The organism is Bacillus sp. FSL P2-0069 (genome assembly GCF_038593315.1).
GTDB classification, from domain to species: domain Bacteria; phylum Bacillota; class Bacilli; order Bacillales; family Bacillaceae; genus Bacillus; species Bacillus safensis.
Genome location: NZ_CP151984.1, coordinates 3,004,638 through 3,025,459, shown reverse-complemented (window position 1 = coordinate 3,025,459; position 20,822 = coordinate 3,004,638). Strand labels below are relative to the sequence as shown.

The 20,822-nt window shown below is 43.4% G+C and carries 20 protein-coding genes; 18 read left to right on the top strand and 2 right to left on the bottom strand.

The features are described from left to right. The 3 genes from nikD (at nucleotide 1) to NSQ34_RS15580 (ending at nucleotide 3,118) form a co-directional block, all read left to right on the top strand. Complete coding sequence (gene nikD / locus NSQ34_RS15590) at nucleotides 1–816, top strand: nickel import ATP-binding protein NikD (RefSeq protein WP_176544472.1); 816 nt, start codon at nucleotides 1–3, stop codon at nucleotides 814–816. 13 nt (nucleotides 817–829) lie between these two features. After that, nucleotides 830–1,645 carry a nickel import ATP-binding protein NikE gene (gene nikE, locus NSQ34_RS15585; protein WP_098677543.1) on the top strand — a complete coding sequence of 272 codons (816 nt, stop codon included), beginning with the start codon at nucleotides 830–832 and terminating at the stop codon, nucleotides 1,643–1,645. Between the two features lie 147 nt (nucleotides 1,646–1,792). Continuing rightward, complete coding sequence (locus tag NSQ34_RS15580; RefSeq protein WP_024426080.1) at nucleotides 1,793–3,118, top strand: MATE family efflux transporter; 1,326 nt, start codon at nucleotides 1,793–1,795, stop codon at nucleotides 3,116–3,118. 21 nt (nucleotides 3,119–3,139) lie between these two features. Here the strand turns inward: NSQ34_RS15580 and yvfG are convergent, their stop codons facing one another. Then, on the bottom strand, nucleotides 3,140–3,355 hold the full coding sequence (yvfG, locus tag NSQ34_RS15575) for a protein YvfG (protein WP_024423509.1): 216 nt from the start codon (nucleotides 3,353–3,355) through the stop codon (nucleotides 3,140–3,142). Nucleotides 3,356–3,425: 70 nt separating this feature from the next. Here yvfG and rpoN point away from each other — a divergent pair, with 70 nt between their 5' ends. Beyond that, on the top strand, nucleotides 3,426–4,724 hold the full coding sequence (gene rpoN, locus NSQ34_RS15570; RefSeq protein WP_024426079.1) for an RNA polymerase factor sigma-54: 1,299 nt from the start codon (nucleotides 3,426–3,428) through the stop codon (nucleotides 4,722–4,724). A gap of 171 nt (nucleotides 4,725–4,895) precedes the next feature. Then, on the top strand, nucleotides 4,896–5,633 hold the full coding sequence (locus NSQ34_RS15565) for a FadR/GntR family transcriptional regulator (protein WP_098677544.1): 738 nt from the start codon (nucleotides 4,896–4,898) through the stop codon (nucleotides 5,631–5,633). Between the two features lie 30 nt (nucleotides 5,634–5,663). Here NSQ34_RS15565 and NSQ34_RS15560 read toward each other — a convergent pair whose 3' ends face one another. After that, a complete protein-coding gene (locus NSQ34_RS15560) occupies nucleotides 5,664–7,100 on the bottom strand; it encodes a sigma 54-interacting transcriptional regulator (RefSeq protein ID WP_098677545.1) in 1,437 nt (478 codons plus the stop codon). Nucleotides 7,101–7,309: 209 nt separating this feature from the next. On the opposite strand from NSQ34_RS15560, the gene NSQ34_RS15555 reads away from it, so the two are divergent. The 13 genes from NSQ34_RS15555 (at nucleotide 7,310) to NSQ34_RS15495 (ending at nucleotide 20,807) form a co-directional block, all read left to right on the top strand. Beyond that, nucleotides 7,310–8,503 carry an ornithine--oxo-acid transaminase gene (locus NSQ34_RS15555; RefSeq protein ID WP_034280960.1) on the top strand — a complete coding sequence of 398 codons (1,194 nt, stop codon included), beginning with the start codon at nucleotides 7,310–7,312 and terminating at the stop codon, nucleotides 8,501–8,503. Nucleotides 8,504–8,642: 139 nt separating this feature from the next. Beyond that, nucleotides 8,643–10,016, top strand: coding sequence for an amino acid permease (locus NSQ34_RS15550; protein WP_255290997.1), 1,374 nt, complete (start codon nucleotides 8,643–8,645; stop codon nucleotides 10,014–10,016). 309 nt (nucleotides 10,017–10,325) lie between these two features. Then, nucleotides 10,326–11,363 (top strand): sugar-binding transcriptional regulator, encoded by a 1,038-nt coding sequence (locus tag NSQ34_RS15545; protein ID WP_024423502.1) that lies wholly within the window; start codon nucleotides 10,326–10,328, stop codon nucleotides 11,361–11,363. A gap of 31 nt (nucleotides 11,364–11,394) precedes the next feature. Next, nucleotides 11,395–12,402 (top strand): type I glyceraldehyde-3-phosphate dehydrogenase, encoded by a 1,008-nt coding sequence (gene gap, locus NSQ34_RS15540; protein ID WP_024423501.1) that lies wholly within the window; start codon nucleotides 11,395–11,397, stop codon nucleotides 12,400–12,402. A gap of 212 nt (nucleotides 12,403–12,614) precedes the next feature. After that, on the top strand, nucleotides 12,615–13,799 hold the full coding sequence (locus NSQ34_RS15535) for a phosphoglycerate kinase (RefSeq protein ID WP_024423500.1): 1,185 nt from the start codon (nucleotides 12,615–12,617) through the stop codon (nucleotides 13,797–13,799). A 30-nt stretch (nucleotides 13,800–13,829) separates the two neighbouring features. Beyond that, on the top strand, nucleotides 13,830–14,591 hold the full coding sequence (gene tpiA / locus NSQ34_RS15530) for a triose-phosphate isomerase (RefSeq protein WP_017359213.1): 762 nt from the start codon (nucleotides 13,830–13,832) through the stop codon (nucleotides 14,589–14,591). Next, a complete protein-coding gene (gpmI, locus tag NSQ34_RS15525; RefSeq protein WP_024423499.1) occupies nucleotides 14,584–16,119 on the top strand; it encodes a 2,3-bisphosphoglycerate-independent phosphoglycerate mutase in 1,536 nt (511 codons plus the stop codon). Before tpiA ends, gpmI begins: the two co-directional genes overlap by 8 nt. A 30-nt stretch (nucleotides 16,120–16,149) precedes the next feature. After that, nucleotides 16,150–17,442, top strand: coding sequence for a phosphopyruvate hydratase (eno, locus tag NSQ34_RS15520; protein ID WP_003212752.1), 1,293 nt, complete (start codon nucleotides 16,150–16,152; stop codon nucleotides 17,440–17,442). Between the two features lie 257 nt (nucleotides 17,443–17,699). Further along, complete coding sequence (locus tag NSQ34_RS15515; RefSeq protein ID WP_024423498.1) at nucleotides 17,700–17,969, top strand: hypothetical protein; 270 nt, start codon at nucleotides 17,700–17,702, stop codon at nucleotides 17,967–17,969. 58 nt (nucleotides 17,970–18,027) lie between these two features. Continuing rightward, entirely contained in the window at nucleotides 18,028–18,795 is a 768-nt protein-coding gene (locus NSQ34_RS15510) for an ABC transporter ATP-binding protein (RefSeq protein ID WP_024423497.1), read from the top strand. Then, complete coding sequence (locus tag NSQ34_RS15505; protein WP_098677547.1) at nucleotides 18,767–20,164, top strand: hypothetical protein; 1,398 nt, start codon at nucleotides 18,767–18,769, stop codon at nucleotides 20,162–20,164. The genes NSQ34_RS15510 and NSQ34_RS15505 overlap by 29 nt, the downstream gene beginning before the upstream one ends. After that, the gene (locus tag NSQ34_RS15500; protein WP_098677548.1) at nucleotides 20,161–20,529 is read left to right on the top strand and encodes a hypothetical protein; all 369 of its coding nucleotides are present in this window, start codon (nucleotides 20,161–20,163) and stop codon (nucleotides 20,527–20,529) included. Before NSQ34_RS15505 ends, NSQ34_RS15500 begins: the two co-directional genes overlap by 4 nt. Continuing rightward, on the top strand, nucleotides 20,526–20,807 hold the full coding sequence (locus NSQ34_RS15495) for a hypothetical protein (protein ID WP_024426069.1): 282 nt from the start codon (nucleotides 20,526–20,528) through the stop codon (nucleotides 20,805–20,807). Before NSQ34_RS15500 ends, NSQ34_RS15495 begins: the two co-directional genes overlap by 4 nt. The last annotated feature ends 15 nt before the right edge of the window (nucleotides 20,808–20,822 follow it).

Genomic DNA, 20,822 nt, shown 5'->3' with positions numbered 1-20,822 from the left:
ATGATCAATGTGCAAGAGTCCATTTTACAAGTAGAGAACCTGCATGTGCAGACGAAAACACCTCAAGGGACAACCCCTCTTATTCAAGAAGTATCGTTTGAAGTAGGGCGCGGTCAAATCCTTGGATTAATTGGTGAGAGCGGCTGCGGGAAAACAGTGACAAGTATGTCGATCTTGCGTATGCTTGATCGAAAAACAGCGGAAGTCACTGGCAGTATCACATTACAGGGACGAGAATTGATCGGTATAAGTGAAAAGGATATGCGTTCCATTCGGGGCAAAGACATCTCGTATATTATGCAAAATCCAATGAACAGCTTTACGCCGGTATGGACAATCGGCCATCAGCTGGTTGAAACGATCCGCCGGCATACGGCTGTCAGTAAAAGGCAGGCACGATCACAGGCAATAGATGCGTTAGCGAAAATGAATCTGCCGCAGCCAGACCAGCTGTTCAATAAGTATCCTTTTGAATTAAGCGGAGGGATGCTACAACGTGTCATGATCGCCATGGCTGCCTGTATGCACCCGCCCCTCATCATTGCAGATGAGCCGACAACTGCATTAGATGTACACAATCAGAAACGGGTCCTTCAGCATCTGAACCAAATTCGTCATGACTATGGAACGGCCATTTTACTGATTACCCACGATCTTGGTGTCATTGCTGAAATGGCAGATCAAGTTGTCGTCATGAAACAAGGAGAAATTGTTGAAAAGGCAGGAGTTCTTGAGATTTTTGAACAACCAAAACATGATTATACAAAAAAACTATTAGCAGCTCGTCCATCGATTCCAGCTGTTTGCCCGATTTGAGGTGAGAAGGCCCTTGCATTTATTAGAAGTGAAAGCAGTCAGTCATGCATACAACAGCCGGTCGTTTCTAATGAGAAAAAAAGGCGCAGCCCCTGTCCTGAAAAGCGTCGATTTAACTATTGAAGAAGGCACCTGCCTTGGGCTGCTAGGGCAAAGCGGCGCAGGGAAAAGTACACTTGGCCGCATCATACTTGGTCTAGAGAAACCAAGAGCTGGGCAGGTGCTTTTTGAAGGTCAGGATGTCTATCATGCAGATCAGCAAACACGTAAGCATTTTCGCCGGCATGTGCAAGCGGTGTTTCAGGATTCCTATTCGGCGGTAAATCCAAGATGGACAGTCGAACAAATTTTATCTGAGCCGCTTGAAAACTACGAATCCATAAGCCGAAAGGAACGTAAAAATGTATTGATTCACTGGCTGGAAAGAGTCGGGCTCGGTGAAAAGGATTTGTCTAAATATCCACACCAATTCAGCGGCGGCCAGCTGCAAAGGATCAACATCGCTAGAGCCTTATTGCTCCAGCCAAAGCTCATTGTATTGGATGAATCTGTCAGCAGCTTAGACATGGTGACGCAGGCTGTCATTTTAGATTTATTAGTAGAATTAAAGAAGGAGCTGGGTGTGGCTTACTTATTTATTACACATGATATAACAGCAGCCTATCACTTATGTGATCAATTGGCGATTCTTGATCAAGGAGAGCTTGCTGCCCAATTTCAATCAAAGGATGACTTCTTTTCATCAGAAGAGGAAGCGGTGCGGAAAATGAGAGATGCAATGCTCGCAGACCATCCTTTGTCACGAACGATTGGCAGACCGGTTCGGTAAAACTTCATTTTATCAATGCCTCAGCGTGCAGCCAAAGCGTCGCATTCGGTAAAAAGCAAAGAGCGAAAGCCCCAGTTTAGCCCCTTTGCAGACAATCTGCGCCTCTTTTAGGAAAGAGGCTATTTTTCATGAAAGGCAGGTGGCATCGTGAACCATCGAGCGTATTTAGCTTTGGCCATTCCATTAACGATTTCAACGATGACCACCCCATTACTTGGAGCTGTTGATACAGCGGTCGTCGGTCAGCTCGCAAACCCCGCTTATATTGGAGGCGTTGCGGTCGGCAGTCTCATTTTCAGTACATTATATTGGCTGTTTGGTTTTTTGCGGGTAAGTACATCTGCTTTTGCCGCCCAGGCAAACGGTGCACAGAATGAGGAGCAGGGCGTTCTTGCTTTTCTAAGACCTTTTTTCGTCGCCATCATCGTCGGACTTTGTTTTATTGCCCTGCAATGGCCGATCATTCAATCTGCTTTTCTAGTGATCTCTCCTGATGCTGATGTCCGTCAATTTGCCGCAGACTATTTTCATATTCGCATTTGGGGAGCGCCATTTACTTTAATGAATTATGTTATATTGGGCTGGCTGATGGGGATGGCTAAAATGAAAGAAGCTCTTTCATTACAAATCTTGATCAATGTTATGAATATGGCGCTCGCATTTCTGCTTGTTCATGTGTTTTCGTTTGCGGTCAAAGGAGTTGCGGCGGCAACATTGATATCTGAACTAACCGCTTTTGTGTTAGGGGCATGGATTATCCTGAAGCATTCGTCAAACGGATTCCAGATGCCTTCCATCAAGAAAATCATGGATACTCAGGCAGTGAAGAAAATGTTTCATGTGAATAAAGATTTGTTCATTAGGACGATCTGTCTGCTAGTGGTCATCAATATGTTTACGGCAAAAGGTGCTTCTTTTGGTACAGAGCTGCTGGCAGCCAATGCCATCTTATTTCAAATTCACTACATCATGGCTTATTTGTTCGATGGTTTTGCCAATGCGTCCAGCATCCTTGTTGGCAGGTCGGTTGGTGCAAATGACCGCACCCTTTATGAAAAAACCTTAACCCTTTCGAGGCAGTGGGCACTTGTGATGGCATGTGTCATTGCGGCGGTTTATTTTTTATTAAAAGAGCCGATATTGAGCTTGTTTACAAATCTCCCTCAGCTGCTTGATGTGACATTACACTATGCAGACTGGCTTGTTCTTTATCCATTTGCAGCTTGTTTCGGATTGGTCATTTACGGCGTATTTACAGGTGCAACAGAAATTGCCCCTGTTAGAAATTCGATGCTGTTTGCGATGATTTTGTTTATCGTCGTTCAAACCGCAGTCACGCCCATTTGGCACAATCATGGCCTATGGTTTGCCTTTATCATCTATACTGTAGGGCGGTCTGGCTTTTTAATGATGTATAAATCGAGGCTGGATCAGAAGCTTTTTGCATATGATAAACACCCTTTGCCATCTTGACAAAAGGGTGTTCTTTTTCGTTCATTCGCTTTCTTTTTTCACCTTTTGATAGGCTTCATCAAGATGCTGAATTCGCTTCAATACAACCGCATTTTTGGTCAGCTGGTCTTGAACAAGCGTTGACACTACTGAGCGGTAATAGGCATTCATCGCATGAACCTTGTCTTCATTTTGGTTCATGGCGATGTGCTGCTTCAAGTTGTCGACAAAGTATGGAACGGAAAAAAGTTCAGACATAGAAATCACTCCTATTTCGTATATACGGTCCGTCAATCTTCATGTAAAATGATGAGAGGGAGGGGAGACAATGAGCCTTAAACTGCAACAAGAACAGGTATTAAAGCAGGTGCTCACACAAGAACTTAGGCAGGCCATTACGCTGCTGCAGCTGAATTGCGCAGAGCTCGGCGAGTATCTTGACCAGTTAGCGCTTGAGAACCCTCTGATTGAGCGGAAAGACACGGACAGCTATCAACCAGTTTATCATAAAAAATCACAAGATCGAATGACAGAGCCGTATCGAACGCATCAAAAAGAAAGCCTGCAAATGTTTTTAAAAAGACAGGCGATTGATTTGAATTTAAGTGAAAAGAATCAAAGAATCTTTTACTTTATGATTGAGTCCATTGATTCCAATGGCTATCTAAATGAACCGATTGACGCAATGGCAGCTGTCTTAGAGGTGCCAGCTGAAGAAGTAGAAGCTGTCCTTCATCAGCTGCAATCGCTGGAGCCTGCCGGGATTGGCGCAAGATCATTGCAGGAATGCATCCTCCTTCAGCTGAGAAGGAAAAAGAAGCGCTGGTATGAAGCCGAGCTGATCATCGAAGAGCATTTCTTTCTTTTTGCGAGAAAGGCTTGGAAGGAAATTGCGGCCAAAACAGGTGTTTCAATGAAAACACTCCAGGCGGTACAAGATGAAGTGTCTCAGCTTGAACCAAGACCAGGCCTTCATTTCTCATATGATGAAGAGCATGTGTATATAGAGCCTGATGTGACAATTACTGTGGTGCAGGATCACATCACATTTGAGCTGAATCAGCGCGCTTTTCCAGACGTAGAAATGAATGAAGGCTACTTCGCCATGATTCAAGACCAAAAGCGGCATGAAGCATATGCGTATTTAAAGGAAAAAGAGCAGCAGTACAATTGGCTTGTCCAAGCGCTGAAGCAAAGAAAGCAAACGATGACTCATGTCGTTCGTGAGATTATCTCACATCAGACCGATTTTTTTCTAACAGGGAAACATAAAATGAAACCGCTTACGATGAAGCGGATCGCAGATATACTGCAAGTCCATGAGTCAACAGTCAGCCGGACTGTAAAAGGGAAAATGGTGCAAACCCCTTATGGTCTTATGGAAATGAAACAATTTTTCCAAGCGAAATTAGAAGGGCATTCGCTAGAAGAGGCGTCCAGCTACACAGTCAAAACGCACATTGCAGAGCTCATCCAAACGGAAAATAAGAAAAAACCGTATTCAGATCAGCAAATTATGACGCTGCTTCAGCAAACCTTTGGCATCCGCGCGTCGCGCAGAACCATTGCAAAATATCGTGAACAAATGAATCTTCCGTCCTCTACGCTGCGGAAGCGATACGATTAAAAAGAAGTACTTGCCAGAACATGGCACGTGCTTCTTTTTTGTTGAAAGCAAGGCAGCTCGAAGATTTCTTGAAAATTAAAGAGGGGAGACGTGTGATCGGAAATTTTGGGGTAAAGTATAAGATAGGGCATGAGCCGATAGGGATAGACAACAGTGATGAGGTGAGACCAATTGAAATATAAACAAATCAAAACGAAAAAAATATATGAAGAAATTGCGGATGCATTAATTGAATCCATTCGTACAGGTGAGCTTCTTCCAGGGGAAAAATTAGATTCGGTTCAAGCGCTTTCAGAAAGCTTTCAAGTCAGCCGTTCCGCTGTAAGAGAGGCACTGTCTGCTCTCAAAGCGATCGGATTAATAGAGATTAAGCAAGGGGAAGGCACATATGTGAAGCAGTTTGATCCTGAGCAGCTCACATTTAGCCTGTCTCCTGCATTTTTGATGAAGCAGCATGATGTCACACAGCTCCTTGAATTAAGAAACATAATTGAGACGGGTGCTGTTAAAAAGGCAGCGCTCATGCGAACGGACGATGACCTTCATCAGCTGCGTGAGGCACTCGAACAAATGAAACTCGCAGAAGCACATAAAGAAACTGGTGAAGAGGCAGACCTCGCATTCCATCTCGCTTTAGCCAAAGCCTCAAAGAATGATTTATTAAAAGCGTTAATGAATCAGGTCTCCACCTTGCTGGTAGAAACGATGCGGGAGACGAGAAAAGTCGTCTTATTTTCAAGAAAAGCCTCCATTCGGCAGCTTTACAAAGAACATGAACATATTTACAAAGCCGTCATGGCAAGACAGCCAGAAGAAGCAGAAAGAGCGATGCTCACGCATTTAAAAAATGTAGAAAGACTGCTGAGTGATGTGAGTCAAGAACCGGCAGGACAGTCAGAACCACAGTAAGCTGTGCCGAATGAGGGCACAGCTCTATTATTAACGAGAAATATGCAGTTTTTTCATGCGATATTGCAGACTTTGCCTGCTCATGCCCAATAACTTTGCAGTCTGTGAAATATTATCGTCCATTTTTTCTAAGTAATGGACGATGTATTGTTTTTCGAATCGTTCCATTTGGGTTTGAAAATCAGTCGTATGTTCTGGGCTTGTATAAATAAACGTGTCAGCTGCGGTATGCTGCAAAGGGTTCGTCTGTAATTGCGCTGCAGGACGGCTTTCCCTATGTTTAAATCTAAAATGATATGGAAGGTGATGCATGCATAAGTAATCCTCATCCATCATCATATTCATCCCCGCTTCAATCACATGCTCCAGTTCTCGTACATTACCCGGCCAATCATACGCTTGAAAAAGGGCTAGTACCTCTTCATCAGCCGCCTTCACCTTCATTTGAAACAGCTCATTATATTTTTGAATAAAATGACTGACAAATGTAGGAATGTCTTCTTTTCGTTCAGAAAGCGGCGGAATAAATAGGGTGACAATACCCAGCCGGTAAAATAAATCCTTGCGCATGCGTCCGCCTGCGATTGCATCTACAGGATCCTCATTCATATTGGCAATGACTCTTACATCAACAGCGATTTCTTTTGTGCTGCCAAGCCTTCTCACACGTTTCTCCTGTAATACACGCAGCAGTTTTGCTTGAAGACCAGGATTTAATGAGTTGATCTCATCAAGCAGCAGTGTACCTCCCTGCGCCTGTTCAAATAAGCCGGGCTGATCAGTTGCGCCTGTAAAAGCCCCTTTTTGTGTACCAAAGAGCAGACTTTCAATGAGATTATCAGGCAGTGCCGCGCAATTTTGGGTAATAAATGGTCCAGATGATCGGCTGCTGCCGTTATGAATACTTTGCGCAAATAGTTCTTTTCCTGTCCCTGTTTCTCCAACAATGAGCACATAGGAAGAGGTGCGTGTCGCTCGTTTTGCATGCTCAATCACCTCTAAAAACGCAGGGCTTTGTCCAATAATGGAATCAAAGGTAAAGCGCGTGCTTCCTTTTTTCTTCATATTGTGATGAATCAACCGTTCCAGCTTCGTCACATCATTCGAAATTTCAACCGCTCCTTGGATGAGGCCGTCTCGAACGAGCGGGTATGTATGATTAATCGTTGTGATTTCTTTTCCGTTGTAATTATGATACGTCTGCTTTGCATGAACGGTTTGTTTCCCAGTACGCAGCGCTTGGACAAGCGTACTGTGCATGTCGTCTTGGAAGACGAAGAGGTCTAATACATTTTTATGGAGAACATCAGAGCGTTTCAAAGACTCAATCTCCATCATTTTTTTATTATAGACAACAGTGTTGCCATTCTCGTCAATTGCATGAACCCCGACATCTATTAAATCGAGCATTTGTTTATACAGATCAATCTCATTTTCGAGCTTTGCAGTATACGAATCTTCTTTCATTGCGCCACCTCCAGACGTTACCTCTATTTTACATGAAAAATTTTGCGGTTTCCTCTAAAAAATTTGGCAGATGCAAAAATATTTTGCATAAAAAACCAGATCAATCACCGCCATAATGCAGGCAGAAAGTTGGCACGATCCTTGCATATCATATGTGTGTAGATGAACCTAATGAAAAAGAGGCTAGCTTATAGAAGGAGGAATAGACGATGACACAGACAAATGAATTGATTCAACAAACCGAACAATACGGTGCGGCAAACTATCATCCGCTGCCAATTGTGATTTCAGAGGCTGAAGGAGTTTGGGTGACAGACCCTGAAGGCAATCGATATATGGATATGCTGAGTGCATATTCCGCAGTGAACCAAGGGCATCGCCATCCCCGCATTATTGAAGCGCTCAAAAAACAGGCAGACCGGGTAACACTGACTTCAAGAGCTTTTCACAATGATCAGCTTGGTCCTTGGTATGAGAAAATTTGTCAACTGACGAATAAAGAGATGGCACTCCCGATGAATACTGGAGCTGAGGCTGTAGAAACAGCTGTAAAAGCAGCAAGACGCTGGGGCTATGACGTCAAGGGAATCGAAGACAATCGCGCAGAAATCATTGCGTGCGTCGGTAACTTCCATGGCAGAACGATGACGGCTGTTTCTCTTTCTTCTGAAGCAGAATATCAAAGAGGTTTCGGTCCAATGCTTCCAGGCATTAAACTGATTCCTTACGGAGATATTGAAGCGTTACGTGAAGCCATCACACCACAAACAGCGGCTTTTCTGATCGAACCTATTCAAGGAGAAGCGGGAATTGTCATGCCGCCAGAAGGCTTCTTGAAGGAAGCGAAGGCGCTTTGTGAAAAGGAACATGTGCTGTTCATTGCGGATGAAATTCAGGTCGGATTAGCACGAACAGGAAAGATGTTTGCATGTGACTGGGAAGACATTGAGCCAGATATGCTGATTCTTGGGAAAGCTTTAGGCGGCGGTGTATTCCCAATCTCGTGTGTGGTCGCAAACCGCGATATATTAGGTGTGTTTAACCCTGGATCTCACGGCTCTACCTTCGGTGGAAATCCTCTTGCGTGTGCGGTATCGCTGGCTGCACTGGATGTCTTAATCGACGAAAACCTTGCAGCGCGTTCTATGGAGCTTGGCGAATACTTAAAAGACAAACTCACGCGCATTCAAAGTCCTGTCATCAAGGAAGTGCGCGGCCGCGGATTATTTATCGGCATGGAGCTGACAGAGGCAGCGAGACCTTATTGTGAAAAGCTGAAACAAGCAGGACTGTTATGTAAGGAAACCCATGAGACCGTCATCCGCTTTGCACCGCCTCTCACGATATCTAAAGAAGATTTAGACTGGGCGATTGGTCATATTGAAGCATTATTTCAAGCATAAATGTCAAAGGGGGAGAAACCTTCACTTTCTCCCTTTCCCTTTCAACGAACAGCGAATTTTGTCAAAGGATGATGAATAGAAGAGTGAAAGTGGGGAAGCGGATTTGAACCAAGAACAGCATAATGAACTAGAACGTTCCATGAAAAGCAGGCATCTCTTTATGATTGCCTTAGGCGGCGTCATTGGTACTGGTCTTTTCCTTGGGTCAGGACTCATTATCCATCAGGCTGGACCCGGGGGAGCCATTCTATCCTTTATCATTGGCGGATTGTTAATGTATTTGGTGATGCTCTGTCTTGGAGAATTAGCAGTGGCGATGCCGACAGCGGGTTCCTTTCAGGAGTATGCAACCAAATATATAGGTCCGTCCACAGGCTTTATGATCGGCTGGCTTTATTGGTTTAGCTGGGCATGTACAATAGGACTGGAGTTTACGTCAGCAGGCATTTTGCTCCAAAGGTGGTTCCCAGATATCCCTGTTTGGCTGTGGTGTCTTGCGTTTAGCGTGATTTTATTTGCCGTGAATGCCATCTCAGCTCGCAGCTTCGCTGAAACCGAGTTTTGGTTTTCAGCCATTAAGGTCGCTGCCATCCTATTATTTATTATCATTGGAATTGGCGCAATTTTCGGAATGATTCATCTGAAAGATGGAGAACCAGCCCCTCTATTTCGTCATTTGACGGATCATGGCGGACTATTTCCTAACGGCGTTTTTGCTATTTTATTAACCATGGTCACGGTCAATTTCTCCTTTCAAGGAACAGAACTTGTAGGAATTGCCGCAGGAGAGAGTGAAAAACCTGAAAAAACATTGCCTCGTTCTATACGAAATATTATTTGGAGAACGATGGTCTTTTTCGTTTTATCCATTGCGGTTCTGGCCGCACTTCTTCCGTGGCAGACAGCAGGCACCGTCGACAGCCCGTTTGTCGTCGTGCTGGATAAGGTCGGTATACCGTATGCTGCAGATATCATGAATTTTATCATCATCACAGCTGTCTTATCTGTAGCAAACTCTGGATTATATGCATCATCACGTATGCTTTGGGCGCTGTCGAAAGACGGGAAAGGACCTGACTTTACGAAAAAGCTGTCCAAGCGTAAAATTCCGATCAATGCACTATTGGTCACAATGGGCGTATCTGCACTATCTCTGCTGACAAGTGTTGTGGCACCAAAAACGGTGTATGTGTGGCTCATTTCTATTTCTGGTATGGTTCTTGTTGTGGTGTGGATGTCTATTTGCTTGTCCCAGTATTTCTTTAGAAAACAATTCATAAAGGCGGGCGGAGATGTAAAGGATCTCGTCTTCCGAACACCGCTCTATCCATTTGTCCCATTAGCAGGCTTTATCGCATTTGGCATTGTCCTCATCAGCTTGTTTTTTATCGAGGATCAGCGGATCGGTCTTTATTGCGGAATTCCGTTCATGGCTGCCTGTTACATCATTTATTATCTCAAAATCAAACCGAAAGAAGAGGCAAAACAGTTTGGAACCATCACAAAAACATAAGCAGGTCCTGAAAAAAATGTGCATGCTCATATCACCAGCATGCACATTTTCCATCGTGAATACATTCTATATAAAAGAAAATAAATATTTTGAAAAGAAATATCATCGCAAGAACCTTGATGACAAGCAGGCTATCGGTGAAAATGTGTCTATTTTTTGTCTAAATGTGTTTGTAAGAGTTGAAAATGCAAGATTATCCTGTTAAAATAATTAAAGAAAGCAGGGATTGATTTTTTTTGGCTGTGGCGGGACGTTTTTTGTCACAGTGGGACGTTTTTAGTCCAACGTGAAAAGGAAGGGTCGTTAGCCATGAATCGTTTATTGGAAGCTCAAAAAAAATTATTGCCAGATCTTCTCATTGTTATGCAAAAACGCTACGACATTTTGCAGTACATCAGATTAGCTGAACCGATTGGCCGCAGAAGTCTTGCGACAAGTCTTGGTCTCAGTGAGCGCATCTTACGTGCTGAAGTTCAGTTTTTAAAAGAACAAAATCTGCTGGATGTGAAAACGAGCGGTATGATGCTGACGAGTGAGGGTCACGCTTTGCTTGAAATGCTTGAAGGAATGATGAAGGACGTTTTAGGTTTAACCTTTTTGGAAAATACATTAAAGAGAAAGTTAGGCCTGGAAGAAGTCATGATCGTTTCTGGAGACAGTGACGAATCCCCGTGGGTGAAGCAAGAAATGGGAAGAGCTGCTGTCCAATGCATGAAAAAAAGGTTTACTGGAAATAATATCGTCGCCGTCACTGGCGGAACGACGATGGAAGCCGTTGCCGAAATGATGACCCCTGATGCCAAAAACCGCGATACGATGTTTGTCCCTGCGAGAGGCGGTCTTGGGGAGAATGTAAAAAATCAGGCAAACACCATTTGTGCCCACATGGCTGAAAAAGCTTCCGGTACTTACAAACTGCTGTTTGTTCCAGGGCAGCTGTCAGAAGGTGCTTACTCTTCCATTATTGAAGAGCCGTCCGTCAAAGAAGTGCTTCAAACGATTAAATCGTCCACAATGCTTATTCATGGTATTGGTGAAGCAAAAACAATGGCGATGAGACGAAATACACCAGCTGAAGATTTAAAGAAGATTGATGAGCATGACGCAGTGACAGAGGCCTTTGGCTATTACTTTAATCGTGATGGTGAGGTCGTACACAAAGTGCACTCCGTCGGCATGCAGCTAGATGATCTAGAAAGCATTCCACACATCATTGCTGTTGCAGGTGGATCATCAAAGGCGGGGGCGATTGAAGCTTATTTCAAAAAACCGCGCCGAACGGTTCTCGTCACAGACGAAGGAGCCGCAAAAGAGTTATTAAGGGAGTCAATTGATCCCTCAATATAAAACATTGTGACCTATAAAAGGAGGAAACATCATGGCAGTAAAAGTCGGTATTAACGGATTTGGACGTATTGGACGTAACGTATTTCGTGCAGCATTAAATAATCCTGAAGTTGAGGTAGTAGCGGTTAACGATCTAACAGATGCTAACATGCTTGCACACCTTTTACAATATGACTCTGTTCACGGAAAACTAGATGCAGAGGTTTCTGTAGACGGTACAAACTTAGTAGTGAACGGTAAAACAATCGAAGTATCAGCTGAGCGTGACCCTGCGAAATTAAGCTGGGGTAAACAAGGCGTAGAAATCGTTGTTGAATCTACTGGATTCTTCACAAAACGTGCAGACGCTGCGAAACACTTAGAAGCTGGCGCTAAAAAAGTCATCATCTCTGCTCCTGCTAACGAAGAAGATATCACAATCGTTATGGGTGTAAACGAAGACAAATACGATGCAGCTAGCCACGATGTCATCTCTAATGCATCTTGTACGACAAACTGCTTAGCTCCATTTGCAAAAGTACTTAACGATAAATTTGGTATCAAACGCGGTATGATGACAACTGTTCACTCATACACAAATGACCAGCAAATTCTTGATCTTCCGCACAAAGACTACCGTCGTGCTCGTGCAGCTGCGGAAAACATCATCCCAACTTCTACAGGTGCTGCGAAAGCTGTTTCACTTGTATTGCCTGAACTTAAAGGTAAATTAAACGGTGGCGCTATGCGTGTTCCAACACCTAACGTTTCTTTAGTTGACCTTGTTGCTGAATTAAACCAAGATGTAACAGCTGAAGACGTAAATGCAGCACTTAAAGAAGCAGCTGAAGGAGAACTTAAAGGAATCCTTGGCTACAGCGAAGAGCCATTAGTATCTGGTGACTACAATGGTAATCCAAACTCTTCAACAATCGATGCTCTTTCTACAATGGTAATGGAAGGCAGCATGGTGAAAGTAATCTCTTGGTACGATAACGAGAGCGGATATTCTCACCGCGTTGTTGACCTTGCAGCTTACATTGCAAAACAAGGTCTTTAATTTCTCACACTGAAGGAACTCACTTGGTTCTTTCCTAGAGACACGATATAATGAAGACGGACAAGGGAAGGGGAAGCATCCCTTTCCCTTTTTCTCTGTTTTTATCCGTTCTGCACGATTTCTCGTTTTGATGAGGGCAAAATGGGAAAAGGATAAAGAGAGTCTTGTCCAATGCTAAGGAAACCAGAATAAAGGAGGATCTCCTGACGAGCATGAATAAGAAATCAGTAAAAGACATTGACGTAAAAGGTAAAGTTGTGTTCTGCCGCGTAGATTTTAACGTTCCGATGAAGGACGGAGAAGTGACGGATGATACTCGTATCCGCGCAGCATTACCAACAATTGAGTATTTAACAGGACAAGGCGCAAAGGTACTGCTAGCTAGTCATTTGGGTCGTCCGAAGGGTCAAGTTACTGAAGAACTGCGTCTGACACCTGTGGCAAAACGTCTGCAAGAGCTTCTTGGAAAAGAAGTGAAAAAAGCAGATGAAGCTTACGGCGACAACGTGAAAAAGCAAATCTCTGACTTAAAAGATGGAGATGTGCTAGTGCTTGAAAACGTTCGTTTCTATCCTGGTGAAGAAAAGAACGATCCTGAATTATCAAAAGCATTTGCTGATTTAGCCGATGTGTATGTCAATGATGCGTTCGGTGCTGCACACCGTGCACATGCATCGACAGCTGGTATTGCAGCTTATCTTCCGGCTGTTTCAGGCTTCCTCATGCAAAAAGAGCTTGAGGTTCTAGGAAAAGCCATTTCAAATCCTGATCGCCCATTTACAGCGATTATCGGCGGCGCAAAGGTAAAGGATAAAATCGGTGTAATTGAAAGTCTTCTTGATAAAGTGGACAACCTCATCATCGGCGGCGGACTTGCTTACACATTTGTGAAAGCACTTGGCCACGAAGTAGGGAAATCTCTATTAGAAGAAGATAAAGTCGATTTAGCGAAATCGTTTATGGACCGTGCAAAAGAAAAAGGCGTGAACTTCCTGATTCCAACAGATGTTCTGGTAGCCGACGACTTTTCAAATGATGCAAATACAAGCATTGTGCCAATCTCTGAAATTCCAAGTGATCTAGAAGCACTTGATATTGGAACAGAGACAAGAGAAAAGTATGCTGACGTTATTAAAAACAGCAAACTTGTTGTCTGGAACGGACCAATGGGTGTATTTGAAATCGATGCATTCGCTAAAGGAACAAAAGCTATCGCAGAAGCACTGGCAGAAGCAAAAGATACATATTCTGTCATTGGTGGTGGAGATTCAGCAGCAGCAGTTGAGAAATTTGGTCTTGCCGATCAGATGAGCCATATTTCTACAGGCGGCGGCGCTTCACTTGAATTTATGGAAGGCAAAGAACTTCCTGGTGTTACTGCATTAAACGATAAATAAGACCAAAACTGCTATAAGGAAGTGTCAATCATGAGAAAACCAATTATAGCTGGGAACTGGAAAATGAACAAAACACTTGGCGAAGCAGTCAGCTTCGTTGAAGAAGTCAAGTCATCTATTCCATCTCCTGACAAAGTGGAATCCATTGTCTGTGCGCCAGCTCTTTTCCTTGAAAAGCTAAACAGCCTATCAAACGGAACAGACCTTAAAATTGGTGCACAAAACATGCACTTTGAAGAAAATGGTGCATTCACTGGGGAAATCAGCCCTGCTGCTCTAAAAGATTTAGGCATCGGCTATTCAGTGATTGGGCATTCAGAGCGCCGTGAATTTTTTGCTGAAACAGATGAAACAGTGAACAAAAAAGCACATGCTGCATTCAAGCATGGCATCGTTCCAATCATTTGTGTAGGTGAAACGCTTGAAGAGCGTGAAGCTGGCAAAACAAATGAACTTGTCGCTGATCAAGTGAAAAAAGCACTAGCTGGTTTAACGAAGCAGCAAGTTGCTGAATCTGTGATTGCATATGAGCCAATCTGGGCTATCGGTACAGGAAAATCTTCTACAGCGAAAGATGCAAACGACGTTTGCGCACACATCCGCCAAACCGTTGCAAGCGAATTTGGTCAAGAAGCGGCAGACAGCCTTCGCATTCAATATGGCGGAAGCGTGAAGCCGGCAAATATTAAAGAATATATGGCAGAATCCGATATTGACGGTGCTTTGGTAGGCGGCGCAAGCTTAGAACCTCAGTCTTTCGTTCAATTATTGGAGGAAGGTCAATATGAGTAAGAAACCAGCTGCATTAATCATCTTAGACGGGTTCGGTTTAAGAGGCGAAACAGTCGGTAACGCTGTCGCACAAGCAAAAAAGCCGAACTTTGACCGCTACTGGAACGAATTTCCGCATCAAACCTTAACGGCTTCAGGTGAGGCAGTAGGTCTACCGGAAGGTCAAATGGGGAACTCTGAAGTTGGGCATTTGAACATCGGTGCAGGACGCATTGTGTATCAAAGCTTAACAAGGGTGAATGTTGCCATTCGTGAAGGGGAATTTGAGAAAAACGAAACGTTCCTAGATGCAATGACGTATGCAAAAGAGAATGACAAGGCGCTTCATTTATTTGGACTCTTGTCAGACGGCGGTGTGCACAGTCACATCCAGCATCTTTTTGCCCTGCTGAAGCTGGCGAAAAAAGAAGGCTTAACAAAGGTATACATTCATGGTTTCTTGGACGGACGTGATGTTGGTCAGAAGACAGCCAAAGTGTACTTAAAACAGCTGGAAGAACAAATCAAAGAAATCGGTGTCGGTGAAGTGGCAACACTTTCAGGACGCTATTACTCAATGGACCGTGACAAACGCTGGGATCGTGTGGAGAAAGCGTACCGCGCGATGGCATATGGTGAAGGGCCAAGCTATCAAAACATCTATGATGTCGTTGATGACTCCTATGAAAATGGAATCTACGATGAATTCGTTATTCCATCTGTCATTACGAGAGAAAATGGTGAGCCGGTTGCCAAAGTAAACGACGGAGACTCTGTGATTTTCTATAACTTCCGTCCAGACCGTGCCATCCAAATCTCGAACACTTTCACAAATGCAGATTTCCGCTCGTTTGACCGCGGAGAAGCTCATCCGAAGAATTTACACTTCGTCTGCTTCACACACTTCAGTGAAACGGTTGATGGCTATGTTGCCTTCAAACCAGTGAATTTGGATAACACAGTAGGAGAAGTGCTTTCTCAAAACGGATTGAAACAGCTGCGGATTGCTGAAACAGAGAAATATCCTCATGTCACGTTCTTTATGAGCGGTGGACGTGAAGAAGAATTTCCTGGTGAAGACCGCATCTTAATCAATTCACCAGATGTAGCAACCTATGACCTCAAGCCGGAAATGAGTGCTTATGAGGTAAAGGATGCACTTGTTGCAGACATCAATGCTGACAAGCATGATGCGATCATTCTGAACTTTGCTAACCCGGATATGGTTGGTCATTCAGGTATGCTCGAGCCAACAATCAAAGCCATTGAAGCAGTAGATGAGTGCTTAGGAGCTGTAGTCGACGCAATCCTGGCAAAAGGCGGACATGCCATCATCACGGCAGACCACGGTAACGCAGACGTGCTGATTACCGAAGAAGGAAAGCCGCATACTGCACATACAACGAATCCTGTACCAGTCATCGTGACGAAAAAAGGTGCGACGCTTAGAGAAGGCGGCATTTTAGCTGATCTATCTCCAACGCTTTTAGACTTACTTGGTCTTGAAAAACCAAAAGAGATGACAGGAACATCATTAATTCAGAAATAAAAAAATTGATTCAAAAGGAGAGAAATAACGATGCCATACATTGTTGACGTATATGCACGCGAAGTATTAGACTCTCGCGGTAACCCAACAGTTGAAGTAGAAGTTTACACAGAATCTGGCGGCTTTGGCCGTGCGCTTGTTCCAAGTGGTGCTTCTACTGGTGAATATGAAGCAGTAGAACTACGTGACGGAGACAAAGACCGTTACCTTGGAAAAGGTGTTCTGACAGCTGTAAACAACGTAAACGAAATCATTGCACCAGAGCTTTTAGGCTTTGATGTAACAGAACAAGTAGCAATTGACAAAATGTTAATCGAACTTGACGGAACAGAAAACAAAGGGAAATTAGGCGCAAACGCAATCCTTGGCGTATCTATCGCTGTAGCGCGTGCGGCTGCTGATTTCTTACAAATTCCACTTTATCAATACCTTGGTGGATTCAACTCCAAAACGCTTCCAGTACCAATGATGAACATCGTCAACGGCGGAGAGCATGCGGATAACAACGTAGACATTCAAGAATTCATGATTATGCCTGTAGGTGCACCGAACTTCCGTGAAGCACTTCGCATGGGCGCTCAAATCTTCCATAGCCTGAAATCTGTATTAAGCGCAAAAGGCTTAAACACAGCTGTAGGTGATGAAGGTGGATTCGCTCCAAACCTTGGTTCTAACGAAGAAGCACTTCAAACAATCGTTGAAGCGATCGAAAAAGCTGGCTTCAAACCAGGTGAAGAAGTGAAGCTTGCTATGGATGCTGCATCTTCTGAGTTCTACAACAAAGAAGACGGTAAATATCATTTATCAGGTGAAGGTGTTGTGAAAACATCTGCTGAAATGGTTGACTGGTATGAAGATATGGTATCAAAATACCCAATCATCTCTATCGAAGACGGCCTTGATGAAAACGACTGGGAAGGTCACAAACTATTAACTGAGCGCCTTGGCAGCAAGGTTCAGCTAGTAGGAGACGACTTGTTCGTTACAAATACGAAGAAGCTATCTGAAGGAATCAAAAACGGCGTTGGTAACTCAATCCTGATCAAAGTAAACCAAATCGGTACATTAACTGAAACATTTGATGCAATCGAAATGGCAAAACGCGCAGGATATACAGCTGTTATCTCTCACCGTTCTGGTGAAACTGAAGACAGCACGATTGCAGACATCGCTGTTGCAACAAACGCTGGACAAATCAAAACAGGTGCTCCGTCTCGTACGGACCGTGTGGCGAAATACAACCAATTACTTCGCATCGAAGATCAATTGGCTGAAACAGCACAATATCACGGCATTGCAACATTCTATAACTTGAATAAATAATGTCAGCTATGCGCTGCGTTCCGCTCTTTCATGAGAGCGGGGCGCAGCGTTTTTTTGTGTTAAGCGAAATCCGCTGGCTGATTCATTTGGCTTATCCTATTTCTGTAAAAAATCCTTCTTCAGTTAGAGAAGAAGGCAAAATCCCCTCCATTTATAAGCACTAAATCATGAAAAATCGACTAAAAATATGATCTGAAATGAACTTATGCTTTCTGTAAGGGGGTGGTATCATTTTACATATATTAGGGGGTGATGAGATGCTGAATCCTTTTAGCCTTCGTTTTCCAGTAGGTGTATATATGTATGTTCTTCACCTATTGGCGGCATATGATGAAAGGAAGCAACGAATTCTAACTTCTAAGAATGTACAGAAAAACGCATTTTGGATTTATGTCCTTGCCGCTATATTGGGCATTATTTCACTTGGAGCATTGATCTGGGCATGCAAGACCTTTGGACGAGGCTCCAAATTTTTAGGTGAGTTCAAATTATTAGGCATGTACGTTAAAATCCAGTGCGGTTTTTAACAGGGATGAGAACAGATGCAAGGGCATCTGTTCTATCTGAAACAAACGGAGGGATATGATGCTGACATTACGATTAAAAGAAAAAACATATAGCCGCACCTTCTCTCTCCGCAATATTCAAATGAATGTCGAGAAAGGGCAGATGCTGCTGCTTTTGGGGCATAATGGTGCGGGAAAGACGACGATAATCCAATCCATGTTTGGGCTGACGCCATTTAAAGGATGCGTCACTTTACATGGTAAACAGCTGAACCTTCAATCCTCAGAACATATCTCCTTATTGAAAAAACATGTTTCCTATATTCCTGACGAGCATTCATTGTTCGATTATTTATCACCGAGGGAATACTTTCAATTACTTCAGCTGCCAAATGAGCAAGATGTCACACGGGAAGAGACGTTCATCGATCTGTTTGAGCTGGGTTCTTATATGGATCAGCCTATCGCTCAGCTGTCTCATGGCAATCAAAAGAAAACGCAGATCATTTCACAGCTCCTCAGGCCATGTGATTATTATGTGTTTGATGAGCCAACGAACGGACTTGATCCAGATATGATGATCATCTTAAAAAAGGTGCTCATGAAGCTGAGAGATCAAGGCGCTGGCATTCTCATTTCAACCCATCATTTGAGCTTTGGTGATACGCTTTATGATCATCTCATGATCTTAAGAAATGGGGACGTCAAGCTGGATATGTCCCGCCAAGAAACGACTCAGACATTTCCTCATCAGGCACTTGAAGAGATTTATAAAGAAATGAATCGAGATTACTATATGCAGGTGGAGAGGTTACTCAATGATTTGGACACGACACGTTCTTCATAAAATAGAATGGGGGATGCTGACAACGAAAGGAAAGCAGCTTGCCAAAAAGTACCCTATACAGCTTCTCGCAGCCGCGGTTTTTTTCTTGCTCATGTATGCGATATACGTCGTCATCAGCCTGCGCTTTTTTATGCAGGCAGGAGAAACTGAGCCGGCTGCTATTTATCTTCAATTGATGAAAATGACGCTTTTACTTTTAGGCGCAGGTATTGTGTTATCCCGCAATAAATTAAAGCGCCAAGAATATCAATTCTACTTTTTGAATAGTGCGATACAAAGTGTGCCATTTGTCCTTTGTGTGTATTTCTTTCCGATGCTCTTTTGTTTTCTCATGGTAGGACTGCTTTTTTTACCGATTGTCTTAGGCCTTTTGATCAGCGGTGTTACGCCATCTTTGTATTGGATAACGGCTGTATGCATGACTTGCTGTGTACTCGCGCTGCTTGCACTTGCTTCTTGGATGGTGATGCGGATTGCTGTGAGCCGTTTCGTCTCAAAAACAAAAGAGCATTTACTGCTGCAAACGCTCGGCTTTGCGGTGCTGAATCTATTGGTGTTTCTCCTTTTGAAAAAAGCAATGGAAATGATCCGAGTATGGCCATCAGTCTATCTCATATTTCTCGTGCTCCTTCTAAGCGCTGGCTGGCTATGGCTGAAGGGGTTAGCGGCTTCTTATGTCCATCAGATGTTTTTGCAGCTGAAAACAGAGGTAAAGTCGTTTTCTTACAAGAAAATTAGAACGGAATCTTCCTTTCTGACGCACCTGCGGCAGGAATTGGTCTATTTCAGCCGGTCAGCTGTTTTTAAAGAACAGGGCATTTTGTTTTTATTTCTCGTTTGTTTGACTGCGGGGTTGCCTATTGTTTTTACACCTGTAGAAACCGGCTGGATGTATGCCTTTATTGTGCAGTATGCATTAAAGGAAATATTGATCATGCTTCCACTGATGATTGGCAGAGAATATCATATGAATCAAAGGGCCATCTTTATGTTAAATACATCAAAGGGTGCTTATTTATTGTCGAGAATTTTATTTTATTACGCTATTAATTTGTTGATATATTTTGTGTTTATTGGGTTTGCATCTATGGTGATAGGTATTGAAAGTGAAGGTCATGGCCTCGCAAGTTTGTCCATTTTGTTGATCACTGCCATGGCGGCCTGTACAGGGTTTATCGTGAAGATCAGTGAGTTTAATAAACTGTTTGTCATCGTGATGATGATTGCTGTATTCAGCTTCATCGATATGCTTTTATTGAAGTGGCTTTCAGCAGATGTGTATCTTCTCGCCACCGCCTATCTGTTAGGTTCACTTGCATTTTATAGCTGTATATATACGGTCATGTTAAAGAGGCCTGTCTTGCGATGATAGAACTTGTGTGTAGTTTCCTAGCGGTTGTGATGATACATGAACTCGGTCATATGCTGATGATCATGTTGTGTAACAAGATCGAAAAAAGGCCGCTCTTTGATTTTGTGATCACGATTGATTGGAAGCATGTGGCGGTCGTCCATGAGAAATTTGTCCGGCCGAGCTTCAATATGATAGTGGCACTTGCAGGCCCGCTCTTTCCAGTGCTTTGTTCGCTTGTGCTTTTTATGATATGGAAGCATCCTGTAAGTCATCAGCTGCTGTTTTTTTCTTTACTGAATACGGTGATGCTGCATCCAGCTTGCCCTGACGGAAAAAATATCACAGCCAGTTTAAAAGAGATGAAGGAGAGAAAGAGATGATCAAAGTATTTCATTCGTTTTCCAGCGGTATAACACTTGCGATGCTGTATGTATTTGCTGTGTTTATGACCCCTGTTTTTTTACTGCTGCTAGAGGTCAATCATGTTGAATCAAGCCCAACATTGTTTGGCATGCCATTTTATATCATGAAAATTGAAGAGTATCAATTCAGCTCAGAGGCGACGCTCTTTGGATGTGTGGTCTGCTTTTTAGCTGGCGCCGTGCTTTATTTCTTCATTCAATATGTGAAGCATGTGGTAAAAAAGCGCAGAACATAAAAAAAGCAGACGGAA